The organism is Stenotrophomonas sp. TWI273, from assembly GCF_039674765.1.
GTDB lineage: Bacteria > Pseudomonadota > Gammaproteobacteria > Xanthomonadales > Xanthomonadaceae > Stenotrophomonas.
Genome location: NZ_JBDJOA010000005.1, coordinates 49,548 through 62,949 on the forward strand (window position 1 = coordinate 49,548; position 13,402 = coordinate 62,949).

The window sequence follows — 13,402 nt, forward strand, 5'->3', positions numbered from 1 at the left end:
CGCCTGGTTGCCGGCCAGCGGCCGGCACTACGTGATGCTGCGGTTACCTGGTCGCCGGACAGCCGCCGGCATTACCCGCGCAGCGCCTGGAGTGCGGCCAGCACCACGTCCACCTCGGCCTCGAGCTTGAACAGCTCACTCTGCAGGCCGTCGCCATGTTCGGTCTGCTTGAGCACGCCGATCAGCTGGCCGGCGTCACGCGGCGAATCAAAGCCTTCGCTCTGGATCAGCAGCGTGCCGTCACTGGCCTGCAGCTTGAAGTAGAAGCGGCCATCCTGTTCGCGGTACTGCTTGAACAGCGGCGGTGCAGCGCGTGCGGCCCCGCTTTCCTCGCTGGGCACGTCACCGGCGGTGGAGAGATCACGCAGGCCGACCGCATGACGCAGCTCCTTGAGCAACGGCACCGCGAACTGCTCGCGCAGCTGCTGGCCACGACGACGCAGCAGCGCCTCGATCTTTTCCGGCTCGGCCATCAGCGCGTCATAGCGCTCGCGCAGCGGGGTGATCTCGCTGTCGATGCGCTCGAACAGCTGCTGCTTGGCATCGCCCCAGCTGATGCCCTCGGCGAAGGCCTGCGCGAACGCCGCGGTCTGCTCCGGGGTGGCGAACGCCTGGTACATCTGGAACAGCGCCGAGCCTTCGGTGCTCTTGGGCTCGCCGGGTGCGCGCGAATCGGTCAGGATCGAGAACACCAGCTTCTTCAGCTCCGCGCGCGGGGCGAACAGCGGAATGGTGTTGTGGTAGCTCTTGCTCATCTTGCGGCCGTCCAGGCCCGCCAGCGTGGCGACCTGCTCATCGATCACGACCTCCGGCAGCGGGAAGAACGCCTGGCCGTAGACATGGTTGAAGCGCTGCGCGAAATCGCGCGCCATCTCGATGTGCTGGATCTGGTCGCGGCCGACCGGCACGCGGTTGGCCTTGAAGATCAGGATGTCGGCGGCCATCAGCACCGGGTACATGAACAACCCCGCGCTGACCCCGGCGTCGTCATCCAGCTGCTCCTCGCGGTTCTTGTCCACGGCCGCCTTGTAGGCGTGCGCGCGGTTGAGGATGCCCTTGCTGGCGATCACGGTCAGGAACCACATCAGCTCGGTGGTTTCCGGGATGTCGCTCTGCCGGTAGAACCACACCTTGTCCGGATCCAGCCCGCACGCCAGCCAGCTTGCCGCGATCTCCAGCGTGGAGCGCTGGGTGCGCTCGGGCTCCTGCGCCTTGATCAGGCTGTGCAGGTCGGCCAGGAAGAAGAAGCTCTCGATCTCCGAGGCCTGGCTGGCGGTGATCGCCGGACGGATGGCGCCGACGTAGTTGCCCAGGTGGGGCGTGCCGGAGGGGGTGATGCCGGTAAGAACGCGGGTAGTCATGGGGAATCGATGCGGACAGATGAACCGCCCCAGTTTACCTGCCCGCGCTCGACCCCGTTGGCCGGGGCCGTGCGTTTGATCCTGCACCTGCCCTGCGGAGCCTTCCCATGAAACACCTGATCCTGCCCCTCCTTGCCGTGCTGGCCCTGTGCGGCTTCAAACCGGCGGTCCCGCTGCGTCACGACACCGGTCCGGTCCACCTGACGGTGATCGACCGCGACAGCGGCCAGGCCCTGACCCAGTACCGCAAGGACGGCCAGCGCTGGATCGCGGGGCAGCAGGGCCACCGTTACAGCGTGCGCCTGCGCAACGGCAGCGCCGAGCGGGTGCTGGTGGTGCTCTCGGTGGATGGTCTGAATGCCATCAGCGGCGAGGTGGCCGCGCCCCACCAGACCGGCTACGTGCTCAACCCGTGGCAGACCACCGATATCCACGGCTGGCGCAAATCCGCCGAGGAAGTCGCGCAGTTCGTGTTCACCGATCCGGACCGCAGCTACGCCGGCCGCACCGGGCGCCCGGCCAACATCGGCGTGATCGGTGTGGCGGTCTTCCACGAAGCCGGGCGCGTGTCCTGGGACGCCGCGCCCGCCGTGGCCGGCGCGGCCGATGCCAAGGCGCGCCCCCAGGCACGGTCGTCTTCCATGGAGACCGCCCGCGTGACCGGTTCCACCACCGCGCCGGCACCGCAACTGGGCACCGGCCATGGCCAGCGCGAGCCGTCGCGGGTGCGCAACACCACATTCGAGCGCGATACCGCGTCTCCGGCGCAACAGGTGCAGGTGCGCTACGACAGCGAACGCAACCTGGTGGCACGCGGCATCATTGCGCGGGTGAACGGGCCCGTGCGTGGCGAGCCACAGGCCTTCCCCGGCCAGTACGTGCCCGATCCACCGCTGTATCGCCGCCGCTGATCGCCAAGGCACCCCAACAAAAACGGGCCGCTCTCGCGGCCCGTTCCGGTTTCAACCCCCGACGGCGGTGCCGTCGTCACGAATCACCCCTCAGTGGTAATCCGGATAATCCTTGCGCATGGCAGCTTCGAAGTCGCGGACTTCGGTTTCAGCACGGTCGCGTGCCCAGCCATAGCGTTCCTGCAGGCGGCCCGCGAGGTACTCGGCGTTGCCTTCGGCCACCTTGAAATCGTCGTCGGTCAGGTCGCCCCACTTGGCCTGCGCCTTGCCCTTGAGCTGCGTCCACTTGCCGGAAATGATGTCTTTGTTCATGGGTTCGCTTCCTCGATTGCAACGGCCATCTCGCCGTGGGATCAGAATGCGCCCGCCCGCGTTGGCACGCGGTCAAGCGACGATGAAGCGCACACTCACGAGCTTGAATGGATTCACCACACACACGTTGCGCGGTCATTTTCTGGACATGAAAAAGGCCGGGAATCCCCGGCCTTTTCCGTTGACGCCTGATCCGTGGATCAGTTGCCCTTGGCAGCGCCTTCGACCGTTTCACCGGCCTTCTGCACGTCCTTGCCAGCACCAGCAACGGTGTTGCAGCCGGACAGCATGGCGACCGAGAACATCGACAACAGCATCAGTGCGATAACACGCTTCATAGGGTTCTCCTGGTTGATCAAATTCAATACCGGAATCCGGTCCCGCCTGTCAGATGAGCACGCCAGCGCAACTCCTCTTCCTGACCTGCAGCGCTGTGGGTCGAAACACACGGCGCCGCGTGACGTGCAATCTGGCGGGAGAGGCGTGCAGCGGATGTGAATGCAGGAAAACGCTGTTCAGCCAGGCGTTCTCAATCGCGCATCAGCGTCGACTTGCCGAACAGGCTTTCGACCAGATCCACCGCCAGTTCCGCGGTGGCGTTGCGGTTGTCCAGCAGCGGATTCAGCTCCACGATGTCCAGCGATCCCATGCGCCCGGTGTCGGCGATCATCTCCATCACCAGCTGTGCTTCGCGGTAGTTCACCCCGCCCGGCACCGTGGTGCCGACGCCGGGTGCAATGCTGGGATCCAGGAAATCCACGTCGAAGCTGACGTGCAGGTGCGTGTTGGCATCGATGCCGGCCAGCGCTGCCTCCATCGTGCGCTTCATGCCGGCTTCGTCGATGTAGCGCATGTCATAGACATCCACCTGGTGCTGCTTGATCAGGCGCTTCTCTTCCTGGTCCACCGAGCGGATGCCGATCTGGTGCACCTGCTGCGGGCGGATCGCCGGCGCATCGCCACCCAGCCGGGTCAACGCGTCCGGGCCGAGCCCGCACAGGCAGGCCACCGGCATGCCGTGCACGTTGCCTGACGGGGTGACCTCGCTGGTGTTGAAATCCGAATGCGCATCCAGCCACAGCACGCGCAGGTCCTTGCCCTGCTCGCGGCACCAGCGCGCGACCGCGGTGATCGAGCCGATGCCCAGGCAGTGGTCGCCGCCGAGCATGATCGGCATGCGCCCGGCCTGTAGTTCGCCGTAGGTCGCGTCCATCAGCGCGCGGTTCCAGGCCACCACTTCGTCAAGATGGCGGTAGCCGTGCACCGGTGCCGTCCACGGGTTGCGCGGACCGGCCAGGTTGCCAAGGTCGCGCACCTCCACGCCGCGCGCGGCCAGTGCATCCCCCAGCCCGGCAATGCGCAGGGCGTCCGGTCCCAGACCCGCGCCACGGTGGCCCGCACCGATATCGGTGGGCACGCCAATCAGGGAAACCGGGGAATACATCGCCATCGCTGTTGCCTCCGTTGCAAAGAGGCCCAGCATAGCCAGCGCGGCGTGATACGACTCGCGGCGCTGCAGCAGTCGTCATCGACCGTGCATCAATGGTGCCGGCACCCGGATTCGAACTGGGGACCTACCGCTTACAAGGCGGTTGCTCTACCAACTGAGCTATGCCGGCATCGGCATCGCGGCGGGACGACCCGTCGCGGAGCCGGGATTCTAGCGCAAGCGCGCGCATTCCAGCGAGCGCTGCTGGGCCGCGCCGCTGCGCTGGCGGGCCACGGCGGTGCCGGTACCGTCGGCCAGGGTCGCATCCAGCCACCACTGCGCGCTGCCATCGCCTCCGCTGGCGACCATGGTTGCCTTGAAACCGGCCGCGCTCAGGGCGGCCAGGCGGCGATCGGCGCCTTCGCGATTGCGGTACTGGCCCAGGGCGATGGCGTTGGTGTCCTCGCCCTGGGCAATGATGTAGTAGTCGCTCACGCCCGCTGCCACGATCCGCTTGACCGTGGCCTGCGCCGCCTCCCGGCTGGCGGCGGGCGGCAGCAGCACGCGGTAACGGGTGGCGCCGGCATCGGCCACCTCCCGCAGCTTGGCCCCACGCAGGGCAGCCCCGGCGCGCGACTGGGCGGCCTGGGCGGCAGCGCGGTCAGCGAAGGGCCCCAGGCTCACGCACTGTGCGGGTGCGGGCGGTGCGGTGACGGGTGCGGGTACGGCGGGCGGTGCGGGTGCGGCGGCCACCGGAGCGGGCGCAGGCAGGCTGGCGGCGGGCCTGGGCGCAGAGGTGTCAGCCACGGCGGTCGCCGGCGCGGAGACCGGCCCCGGCGGTTGGGCCACCGGCGCGGAGGCGGGCGTCACGTCCTGCAGGGCTGGCGTGGCATCCGGGGAAGCCACCATGTTCGTCGGCGCCTGGGTGGCCGGCAACACCTCCAGCTGCGCCACACCGGCCGGCGAGGCCGGCGGTTCGCTGGCCGGTTCGCCACGCAACAGCCACCACAGCGCGACACCGAGGTTGAGAATGACCAGGACGACGATCAGGGCACGGGTAAGCATCGGCTGATCCTAGCCTGCCGATGGCGGTTGATGCACGGCCCAGCGGGCCAGCCCATCAAGCACCAGCGAGGGCTGGAATTCGGCATCGCCGAGCAGCGGCAGCAACGCGGGCGCACCGCCGCCGTGCACCAGCAGATGCGGCAACGCACCGAGCCGTTCGCCGCCCTGCACGCGGCTGCGTTCGATCAGCGCCACCGCGGCCCCATCGCAGCCGGAGGCCAGCGCATCGGCGGTGTCGTTGGCGAACTCGCTGTAGTCACCGCCCGCGGCCGGCAGCTGCACGGCACGCGCGTGCAACGCTTCGCGCATGGTGGTCGGCGAGGCCGAGATGCGCCCGCCGTGGTGCTGGCCCTCGGCGTCGAGCAGATCGATGGTGAGCGCGGTGCCGACGCCGGCGATCAGCACCGCCTGGCCACGTGCAGCCACCGCCAACAGCGCCAGATAACGGTCCACGCCGAAGCGGGCGGGGTCGGCATAGGCGATCCGCACACCGGCGTACTCGGCTTCGGTACGTGCCACGCGGACCTGGCGGAAGCGCGCCTGCAATACGTCCAGCATGGCCGCGGTCAACGAAGGTGCGGCGACACTGGCAACGTAGGCGGTGTCGCCTGACGGCAGCGCATCCAGTGCCGCGGCCGGCATCGCTTCAGCGCCATGCGGCCACGCCTGCACGTCGCCCGCGCGCACGCCCTGCAGCGGCGCGAACTTGAAGCGCGAATTGCCCAGATCAAACAACCAGTCGCTCATTGCGCCCTCACGCTGACTTCGCCCGCATGGAAAACCCGTTCGTTGCCGTCGATGCGCACGCGCAGCGCCCCGTCGTCGGCCAGACCCAACGCCGTGCCGGCAAACAGCACGCCGCCTTCTTCCACCTGCACCTCGCGCCCGGCCAGGCTGTCCAGCGCGGCATAGCGCGCGAGGAACGGTGCCAGGCCGTCCTGCTCGAACGCATCCAGCGCCGGCAGCAGGCTGGCCAGGATGCGCGCGACCACCACGTTGCGCGACGTCTGTGCGCCGGACAACGTGTCCAGATCGGTCCAGGGCTGGGTGATCTCCGCGGCGAACGCAGCGGGCATGCGCACGTTGACGCCCAGGCCGATCACCGCACGTGCGGGGCCGGCGAACTCACCGCCACCCTCGATCAACAGGCCGCCGAGCTTATGCCCGTCGACGACAAGGTCATTGGGCCACTTCAGGGCGACGTCCGGATAGCCGGCCTCGCGCAGTGCCTCGGCCACCGCGACCCCGGCGACCAGGCTCAGTCCGCCCAGCCGCGACAGGCCACCGGCAAACCCCCGCAGCACCGAGAGATACACATGCGCCGCCAGCGGTGAGGCCCATGCCCGCCCACGGCGACCACGGCCGCGGGTCTGGCGCTCGGCCAGCAGGACGATCGCGCCGCGCTCCGGCGCGCTGCAGCGCAGCAATTCACTGTTCGTTGACGCGACCGACCAGGCCGCCTGCAGGGAGCTCAGCTGGTCGCCGACGGCGCCCGGCAACGCCGCCTGGATGGCCTCGGCGTCCAGCAGATCCAGCGGCTGCTGCAACTGGTAGCCGTCACCGGCGCGGCCGTCGATATCGACGCCAGCCGCCCTAAGTCCTTGAATCCGCTTCCAAATCGCGGCGCGGGTCTGGCCCAGTTCGCGCGCCAGCGCGTCGCCGGACAGGCGCCCGGCGCCCAGTTTGGCCAGCAGTTGGCGGTCGTCCACGGCAGCTTCCATCGGGTAAACGGGAAAAGTATGCGGGAAAGCCGCCGCCAGCGCCCGCCCGGAGGCCTTCCAATCCTCCGGCCGAATCGGGCTAGAATCGAGAACTTGACCCGCCGCTGGATGTTGACGATGCGCCCGTTCGCCCATTGCCTGCTCCTCCTGATGGCCCCGCTGGCCGCGCACGCTTCCGATGCGCTCACCACTGCGGGTCGCGGTGCGTGTGTCTATTCGGCAGGCGAGAACGAGCGCAGTGCACCGGCCTCGGCCTCGGCCGCCGCCGCACCGGCCACGGTCAAACCCAGCGCCAGCAGCGGAACCAGCACCGGCGGTGGTGGCGATGACGACGTGCTGCCGCGCCTGCGCGCACCCAAGTGGCACAGCTTCCTGCCGGGTATGTTCCGCTGATCGAACGACTGTTGGGCTGGCTGCGCCGTACGCCACGCGAGATCGACCCTACCCTCTGGGACGCCACCTGCCGCCGCGCCGCCTGGCTGCAGCACTTGGACGCTGCCCGCCGCGAACGCCTGCGTGCCCTCGCCGCCCGCTTCCTGCACGAGAAGACCATCAGCCCGGCCGCCGAACTGCAGCTGGAGGACACCGATGGCGTGTTGCTGGCCGCGCTCTGCTGCCTGCCGCTGCTGGAACTGGGCGAGATCGGCCTGCGTGGCTGGTCGCAGCTGATCGTCTATCCCAACGCATTCCGCGTGCACCGCAGCCAGGTGGATGCGGCCGGCGTGCTGCACGAATGGGACGATGCGTTGATCGGCGAATCGTGGGACAGCGGTCCGCTGATTCTGTCGTGGGCCGACATCCAGGCCGACATCGCCGATCCGGAGGCCGGGTTCTGCGTGGCGGTGCATGAGATGGCGCACAAGATCGATGCGCTGGACGGGGCGATCGACGGCACGCCGCCGTTGCCGCGCGCGTGGCAGAAACGATGGGCGGCGGATTTCCAGCAGGCCTATGACGCGTTCTGCGCCGAGGTGGACCAGGGCCGCGAGACGCTGATCGATCCGTATGCGTCCGAGGCGCCGGAAGAATTCTTCGCGGTGGTGAGCGAGTACCACTTCTCCGCACCGGCTCTGCTCGCGCGCGAGATGCCGGCGGTCGCCGGGCATCTGCAGCGGTTCTATGGTCCGTCACCGCTGATGCGGTGACGCGCGCCACGACCAACGGTCGTGGGCTACCTGTCCCGTGGGAATGCCGGGGTACGGGCCATCGGCAGGTACCGACCGTTGGTCGGTACGGCGCTTACGGCCCGGGCGGCAGCTTCACTTCGAAGCGTGCACCACCCAGTTCCGGAGAACGCTTCACCTGCAGTTCGCCGCGGTAATCCTTGATCAGGTCCTGCACGATCGACAGGCCGATGCCGTGACCCTGCACCCGCTCATCGCCGCGCACGCCACGCTGCAGCACCTTGGCAATGTCTTCCGGTGCGATACCCGGGCCATCGTCATCCACCGACAGCACCAGGCCGGCGCGACGCGCACCGGGTGCCGGCAACGGATGCGCGGTCAGCAACACGCGACGCTTGGCCCACTTGAAGGCGTTCTCCAGCAGGTTGCCGAGCAGTTCCTGCAGATCGCCGGGCTCGCCGTGGAAACGCGCGGCCGGGTCGATGTCGAATTCGCACAGCACGCCCTTGGACGCGTACACCTTCTCCAGACCCCGCACGATTTCTTCGGCGTTGGATTCAATCGGCAGCGGGGCGGAGAACAGCTTGTGACCGGAGGATGCCGCGCGCGCCAACTGGTAGGACACCAGGTTGTTCATGCGCCGCAGCTGCACGTCGAATTCCTCGCGCAGATCCTCATCGCGCGCGCCGCTGTCGAGCTGCGTACGCAATACCGCAAGCGGCGTCTTCAGGCTGTGCGCGAGATCGGCCAAGGTGTTGCGCTGGCGTTCGAGGTTCTCGCGCTCGCTCTCGATGAAGGCATTGATGCTGTCGGTCAGCGGCTCCAGCTCGCGCGGATGGCGTTCGCTCATGCGCTCGGTTTCACCGCGCTGGACCTTGGTCAGTTCATTGATCACGCGCCGCATCGGACGCAGGCTCCACTGCAAAATTACCGTCTGCAGCAGCAGCAGGATCAGGCCGATGCCGCCGAGGTAGAACCACACGCGCCCGCGGAATACGCGCAGCTGTGCGCCCAGCGCGCGCGAGTCTTCGAGCACGTAGATCGTGTACGGGAATTCGGTGGCCGGGTCGGCGTCGGCATCCCAGACCAGGCCCATGCCATAGCGGTAGGCCGAGCCCTCGCTGCCATCGATCTGGATCATCGGCAACGGGCCTTCGAAGACCTCCTGGCGCGGGGCCAGCATGCCGCCGCCTACCGTGGGCAGCATCGGGCCCTCGGCGGACATGGAGTTGCCCTTGCCGTCCGGCATCACGACCTGCAGATAGAGGCCACTGCCCGGGACGTCAAAGCGCGGATCCGGTGGCTGCTCGCGGATGTACAGCGAGCGGTCACGGGTGAAGTCGATGCCGGCCGCATACGCGGTGGCGTAGTTCTTCAGCCGCTCGCGCAGGTTGGCCTTCGCGGTATCGGCGAAGGCGGCGTCCAGCGCGTAGCCGGCCAGGGCCAGGAAGGCCACCAGGCCCACCGAGGCGGCCAACAGCTGGCGCGCCTGCAGTGAGCGCGGCCGCCAGCGTTTAAAGAACCACAGACGGCCGGACATCATCTATCGCCAGCCGCAGCTCAGCCTTCGTTGCGCGGAATGGCGAAGCGGTAACCGCGGCCACGCACGGTTTCGATCGGCTTGAGTTCGCCGTCGGCATCGAGCTTCTTGCGCAGGCGACCGATGAAGACCTCCAGCACGTTGGAGTCGCGGTCGAAGTCCTGCTGATAGATGTGCTCGGTGAGGTCGGCCTTGGAGACCAGTTCACCGGCATGCATCATCAGGTACTCCAGCACCTTGTACTCGTAGCTGGTGAGATCCACGTTGCTGCCGTTGACGCTGACCGTCTGTGCAGCAAGATCCAGCGCGACCGGGCCGCACTCCAGCGTCGGCTTGCTCCAGCCGGCGGCACGGCGCAGCAGCGCATTGACGCGGGCCAGCAGCTCTTCGACGTGGAACGGCTTGACGAGGTAATCGTCGGCGCCCTGCTTGAGGCCCTCGACCTTGTCCTGCCAGCTCGAACGCGCGGTCAGGATCAGCACCGGGAATTTCTTGCCCTCGTCGCGCAGGGCCTTGATCAGCTCCATGCCCGACATCTTGGGCAGGCCAAGATCGATGATGCCGACGTCGAACGGAACTTCGCGGCCCATGTACAGACCTTCCTCACCGTCCTGCGCAGCATCGACGGCAAAGCCTTCGCGCTTGAGCCGGGCTGCCAGTGTTTCCCGCAGCGGGGCTTCGTCTTCGACCAGAAGGATACGCATGAACTCTCCCTAGTGTCCTGGGTATGGCCCCATGGGGCCAGTGGGTAATGCAGATGACTGCGGACAACTATCCCTGTTCAGGGGTTATCGCCGCGTAGTGATGACATATCCGAGCGCGGCGTGCGGGGCTGTGAACGCGATGTCGCCGGATCGTCCATATAGCGGACGCGACCGCGGTCATCCATGTACTTCACCCGGTTGATATCGCGCCCATCGAAGGGCACGCGCTCGGCGCCAAGGATGTGTCCACCGGTAGTACGTTGAACCCGACGCACGGCATCGGACAGCGAGCGCTCCTGCGGACCGCCGCGTTCGGCCGTACGCATCATCTCGGCACGGGCCGCTTCCGGCGGCGGCATCTGCGCCCACGCACTGGTGGAGGCAGCTGCGCCCGTCGCCAGAAGGGCGAAGGCGGCAATGCGGCGGTGGCGGGTCACGGAGAACATCGGTCTGATCCTAGCGGAGCGCGGCTAAACGTTCAAAAGTTGTGAATCGGCAACCGCCAGCCTGGGCCGGCGCTTTACGAATCTTTAGCGAATTCTTGGTTTTAGCCAGTGAATCCGGTCTGAACTTTTCCGCCTGCCTCCCCGCTTTGTTCATCTAAGTGAACATTGGCGGCTAAACCGGGGTCCTTGTCAAGCTGGCAAGGTGACGCGGCTCACGCCGCGACGCGCTCGGCCTGGGCGCGGGTCACCGCCAGCGCCTTCTCGATCAGGCTCCAGTCGGCCCCGACGCGGTGCGAGCCTTCGCTCAGGATCTGGCGGAAGGCGCGCCCGCCCGGCTGGCCGTGGAACAGGCCCAGCAGGTGGCGGGTGATGTGCTTGAGCGCCAGCCCACGGGCCAGCTGGGCCTCGATGTAGGGCTGCATGGCGCGCAGCAGCGCCTCGCGTGACTGCAGCGGGGCACCGGTCTGGGCGGACTCCAGCTGATGCAGCACGTAGGGGTCGTGGTAGGCCGCACGGCCCAGCATCACCCCATCCAGCGCCGGCAACTGGGCCTGCGCGGCCTCGACCGTAGCCAGGCCGCCGTTGAGGACGATCTGCAACTGAGGGCGGTCGGCCTTGAGCCGGTGCGCCCAGTCGTAGCGCAGCGGCGGCACTTCGCGGTTTTCCTTCGGCGAAAGGCCCTTCAGCCACGCATTGCGGGCATGCACCACGAACATCGCGCTGCCGGCGTTGGCCGATTGATCGACGAAGTTCAGGAAGGTTTCGTAGTCGTTGTCGTCATCCACGCCCAAGCGGCACTTGACCGTGACGGGGATGTCCACCGCGGCGACCATCGCGCCCACGCACTCGGCCACCAAGGCCGGCTCGCGCATCAGGCAGGCACCGAAGCGCCCGGCCTGGACCCGATCGGAGGGGCAGCCGCAGTTGAGGTTGACCTCGTCGTAGCCCCACTCCTGCGCGATGCGCGCGGCTTGGGCCAGCAGGGCCGGATCGCTGCCACCGAGCTGCAGCGCGAGCGGATGCTCGCTGCCGTCGAAGCCCAGCAGACGCTCACGGTCGCCGTGGATCACCGCGTTGGCGTGCACCATCTCGGTGTACAGCCGTGCGCCCGGTGCCAGCAACCGGTGGAAGTACCGGCAATGGCGGTCCGTCCAGTCCATCATGGGGGCGACGGACAGGCGCAGGGAGGCGGCGTAACGCGCGTTGGCGTCGGTGGCGGGCTGGGTGGTCATCGGCTGCAGGCGCATCTGGATTCACTGGCATTGCCAGCGCAATCAATAGTTTACCCGCTTCCGATGAATGCTGCCCTTAGTGCGCTGCGGCACCCTTTCGCTCTGCCTTGTTGATCAGCCACGTCAACAAGGCACCGGGAATCAGGAACCCGGCAGTGACCAGCGCGCCGTGAACAAGCGTGGCAGACGGTTGGCCCAGCGTGGCGACATGCTTCATGGGCGACAACCACGGCGAGAGGTTGATGAAAGCGAGCACCATCACCACCATCGGCCAGCGCAGGTCGACGCCCCGGCGCATGCTCGACAGGTACGCATAGCCTGCAAGTACCGCGACGAACAGCCCTTCGATGATCCAGGACATCGTGCCCAGCTTCCCCCACATCCCCATGCCCAGATGCAGGGTCGAGAAGGGATAGAGAGCCAGATCGGCATTATGCATCGGCCAATCCGCGAGGAAATGCGAGAAGCAGGCGACGAAGGCGAATGCAGCGACCCGCTTGTCGTTGAGGAAAAACGCGCCCCAGACGCAGGACCACAGCAGCGCGGCGGCGAGCGAATGGTCCCAGTCGATGAAGGTCAGATCAAAGAACAGATAGGGGCCCGCCAGCAGGTTGGGCGTTACGTGGTTCCAGCCGAGAATGATGAAGAGGCCATCGAGGATGTCCAGGAATCCCACCCCATCAGCAGGGGCAGCGTGGGGATCTTTGGAAATCGCGCCTTCAAGGCTAAACCAATCGCGAAATGGCCTACGTACATGAATCACCTCCTGCTCTATCCGATGCGCAGATGATGCTCGCCAGGCGTGGTCTAACTGTAAATCTTGAACAATTGGCCGACTGGATTCCAACGATGCAAGCCGATGGCACTCTCCCCAGCCACATCGCCGAGCGGTTCAAAGCCGCATCGGTAGTGCGAAGACTGAAGAACGGGCAGCCACTGTTCGAGCAGGGCTCCCGCCCGGCCGCCATGTTCGGCGTTCTTGAGGGATGCGTCCGCGTCGGTGTTGAAGGTGAGGCGATGGATCACCGGCTGGTCGCCGTTCTGGGGCCCTCCCAGTGGTTTGGCGAGGCACCGCTTCTGGATGCGAAGGCCCGCGCCTTTACCGCCGTCGCTCATGGCGAATGCCGCATTGCGACCGTTACGGCAACTGCATTTCATGCCTTGATACGGTCGGATAACGAGGCACTTCTTGCCGTCTGCCAACTCGTCTGCACGCGCTATCGCCAGACGATTGAATGGATCGAGGACACCACCCTTCGATCCTTCGAATGCCGACTGGCGCGCACCGTGATCGGCCACTTTCCCCACTCCGGGTCCAGCGCGCTGCGCCTTTCTCAAGAAATGCTGGCGACGCAGCTCGGCGTATCCAGGCCAACGGTGAACCGACAGCTTGCGCAATGGTCGCGGCAAGGCCTGATCCGCGTGGGATACGGCAGGATCGACATTGTGGATCTGGCGGGGCTTGAGCAGCTCGCCCGCGCGCGATAGCGCGCTGGCAGTACACACGTGCAACCATGGCGGTAGACAATGCGGCTCTGCACCAACCCCGCCAGGCAT

At 67.0% G+C, this 13,402-nt stretch carries 16 protein-coding genes and 1 tRNA gene; 4 read left to right on the forward strand and 13 right to left on the reverse strand.

Annotated elements, in window-relative coordinates; all coding sequences use genetic code 11:
- Positions 1 to 71 precede the first annotated feature (71 nt).
- The gene (locus ABE571_RS08430; RefSeq protein WP_313208855.1) at positions 72 to 1,361 is read right to left on the reverse strand and encodes a tryptophan--tRNA ligase; all 1,290 of its coding nucleotides are present in this window, start codon (positions 1,359 to 1,361) and stop codon (positions 72 to 74) included.
- Positions 1,362 to 1,468: 107 nt separating this feature from the next.
- Between ABE571_RS08430 and ABE571_RS08435 the strand changes: the two genes are divergently transcribed.
- Entirely contained in the window at positions 1,469 to 2,272 is an 804-nt protein-coding gene (locus ABE571_RS08435) for a hypothetical protein (RefSeq protein ID WP_346493548.1), read from the forward strand.
- A 90-nt stretch (positions 2,273 to 2,362) separates the two neighbouring features.
- Here the strand turns inward: ABE571_RS08435 and ABE571_RS08440 are convergent, their stop codons facing one another.
- From ABE571_RS08440 to birA, 7 genes are all read right to left on the reverse strand, one after another.
- On the reverse strand, positions 2,363 to 2,584 hold the full coding sequence (locus ABE571_RS08440) for a CsbD family protein (protein WP_019185523.1): 222 nt from the start codon (positions 2,582 to 2,584) through the stop codon (positions 2,363 to 2,365).
- Between the two features lie 200 nt (positions 2,585 to 2,784).
- Complete coding sequence (locus ABE571_RS08445; protein ID WP_019185522.1) at positions 2,785 to 2,922, reverse strand: entericidin A/B family lipoprotein; 138 nt, start codon at positions 2,920 to 2,922, stop codon at positions 2,785 to 2,787.
- 191 nt (positions 2,923 to 3,113) lie between these two features.
- Positions 3,114 to 4,034, reverse strand: a complete 921-nt coding sequence (gene rocF / locus ABE571_RS08450; RefSeq protein ID WP_346464204.1) for an arginase — start codon at positions 4,032 to 4,034, stop codon at positions 3,114 to 3,116.
- 93 nt (positions 4,035 to 4,127) lie between these two features.
- Positions 4,128 to 4,203, reverse strand: a tRNA-Thr gene (locus tag ABE571_RS08455).
- Positions 4,204 to 4,244: 41 nt separating this feature from the next.
- Positions 4,245 to 5,078 carry an SPOR domain-containing protein gene (locus ABE571_RS08460; RefSeq protein WP_346493549.1) on the reverse strand — a complete coding sequence of 278 codons (834 nt, stop codon included), beginning with the start codon at positions 5,076 to 5,078 and terminating at the stop codon, positions 4,245 to 4,247.
- Positions 5,079 to 5,087: 9 nt separating this feature from the next.
- On the reverse strand, positions 5,088 to 5,825 hold the full coding sequence (locus ABE571_RS08465) for a type III pantothenate kinase (protein ID WP_313208859.1): 738 nt from the start codon (positions 5,823 to 5,825) through the stop codon (positions 5,088 to 5,090).
- Positions 5,822 to 6,787 (reverse strand): bifunctional biotin--[acetyl-CoA-carboxylase] ligase/biotin operon repressor BirA, encoded by a 966-nt coding sequence (birA, locus tag ABE571_RS08470; protein WP_346493550.1) that lies wholly within the window; start codon positions 6,785 to 6,787, stop codon positions 5,822 to 5,824. The genes ABE571_RS08465 and birA overlap by 4 nt, the downstream gene beginning before the upstream one ends.
- 129 nt (positions 6,788 to 6,916) lie before the next feature.
- Here birA and ABE571_RS08475 point away from each other — a divergent pair, with 129 nt between their 5' ends.
- Both ABE571_RS08475 and ABE571_RS08480 read left to right on the forward strand, forming a co-directional pair.
- Positions 6,917 to 7,192 carry a hypothetical protein gene (locus ABE571_RS08475; protein ID WP_121044234.1) on the forward strand — a complete coding sequence of 92 codons (276 nt, stop codon included), beginning with the start codon at positions 6,917 to 6,919 and terminating at the stop codon, positions 7,190 to 7,192.
- Positions 7,159 to 7,944 (forward strand): M90 family metallopeptidase, encoded by a 786-nt coding sequence (locus ABE571_RS08480; protein ID WP_346493551.1) that lies wholly within the window; start codon positions 7,159 to 7,161, stop codon positions 7,942 to 7,944. Before ABE571_RS08475 ends, ABE571_RS08480 begins: the two co-directional genes overlap by 34 nt.
- A gap of 94 nt (positions 7,945 to 8,038) precedes the next feature.
- Here ABE571_RS08480 and ABE571_RS08485 read toward each other — a convergent pair whose 3' ends face one another.
- The 5 genes from ABE571_RS08485 to ABE571_RS08505 form a co-directional block, all read right to left on the reverse strand.
- On the reverse strand, positions 8,039 to 9,463 hold the full coding sequence (locus tag ABE571_RS08485; RefSeq protein ID WP_070474511.1) for a sensor histidine kinase: 1,425 nt from the start codon (positions 9,461 to 9,463) through the stop codon (positions 8,039 to 8,041).
- A gap of 20 nt (positions 9,464 to 9,483) precedes the next feature.
- Positions 9,484 to 10,167, reverse strand: a complete 684-nt coding sequence (locus ABE571_RS08490) for a response regulator transcription factor (protein WP_019185514.1) — start codon at positions 10,165 to 10,167, stop codon at positions 9,484 to 9,486.
- A 77-nt stretch (positions 10,168 to 10,244) separates the two neighbouring features.
- Complete coding sequence (locus ABE571_RS08495; protein WP_313208862.1) at positions 10,245 to 10,613, reverse strand: hypothetical protein; 369 nt, start codon at positions 10,611 to 10,613, stop codon at positions 10,245 to 10,247.
- Between the two features lie 212 nt (positions 10,614 to 10,825).
- On the reverse strand, positions 10,826 to 11,860 hold the full coding sequence (gene dusA / locus ABE571_RS08500) for a tRNA dihydrouridine(20/20a) synthase DusA (RefSeq protein ID WP_346493552.1): 1,035 nt from the start codon (positions 11,858 to 11,860) through the stop codon (positions 10,826 to 10,828).
- 61 nt (positions 11,861 to 11,921) lie between these two features.
- Positions 11,922 to 12,608, reverse strand: coding sequence for a hypothetical protein (locus tag ABE571_RS08505; protein ID WP_346493553.1), 687 nt, complete (start codon positions 12,606 to 12,608; stop codon positions 11,922 to 11,924).
- Between ABE571_RS08505 and ABE571_RS08510 the strand changes: the two genes are divergently transcribed.
- A complete protein-coding gene (locus ABE571_RS08510) occupies positions 12,587 to 13,333 on the forward strand; it encodes a Crp/Fnr family transcriptional regulator (RefSeq protein WP_346493554.1) in 747 nt (248 codons plus the stop codon). The genes ABE571_RS08505 and ABE571_RS08510 overlap by 22 nt on opposite strands.
- Positions 13,334 to 13,402: the final 69 nt, after the last annotated feature.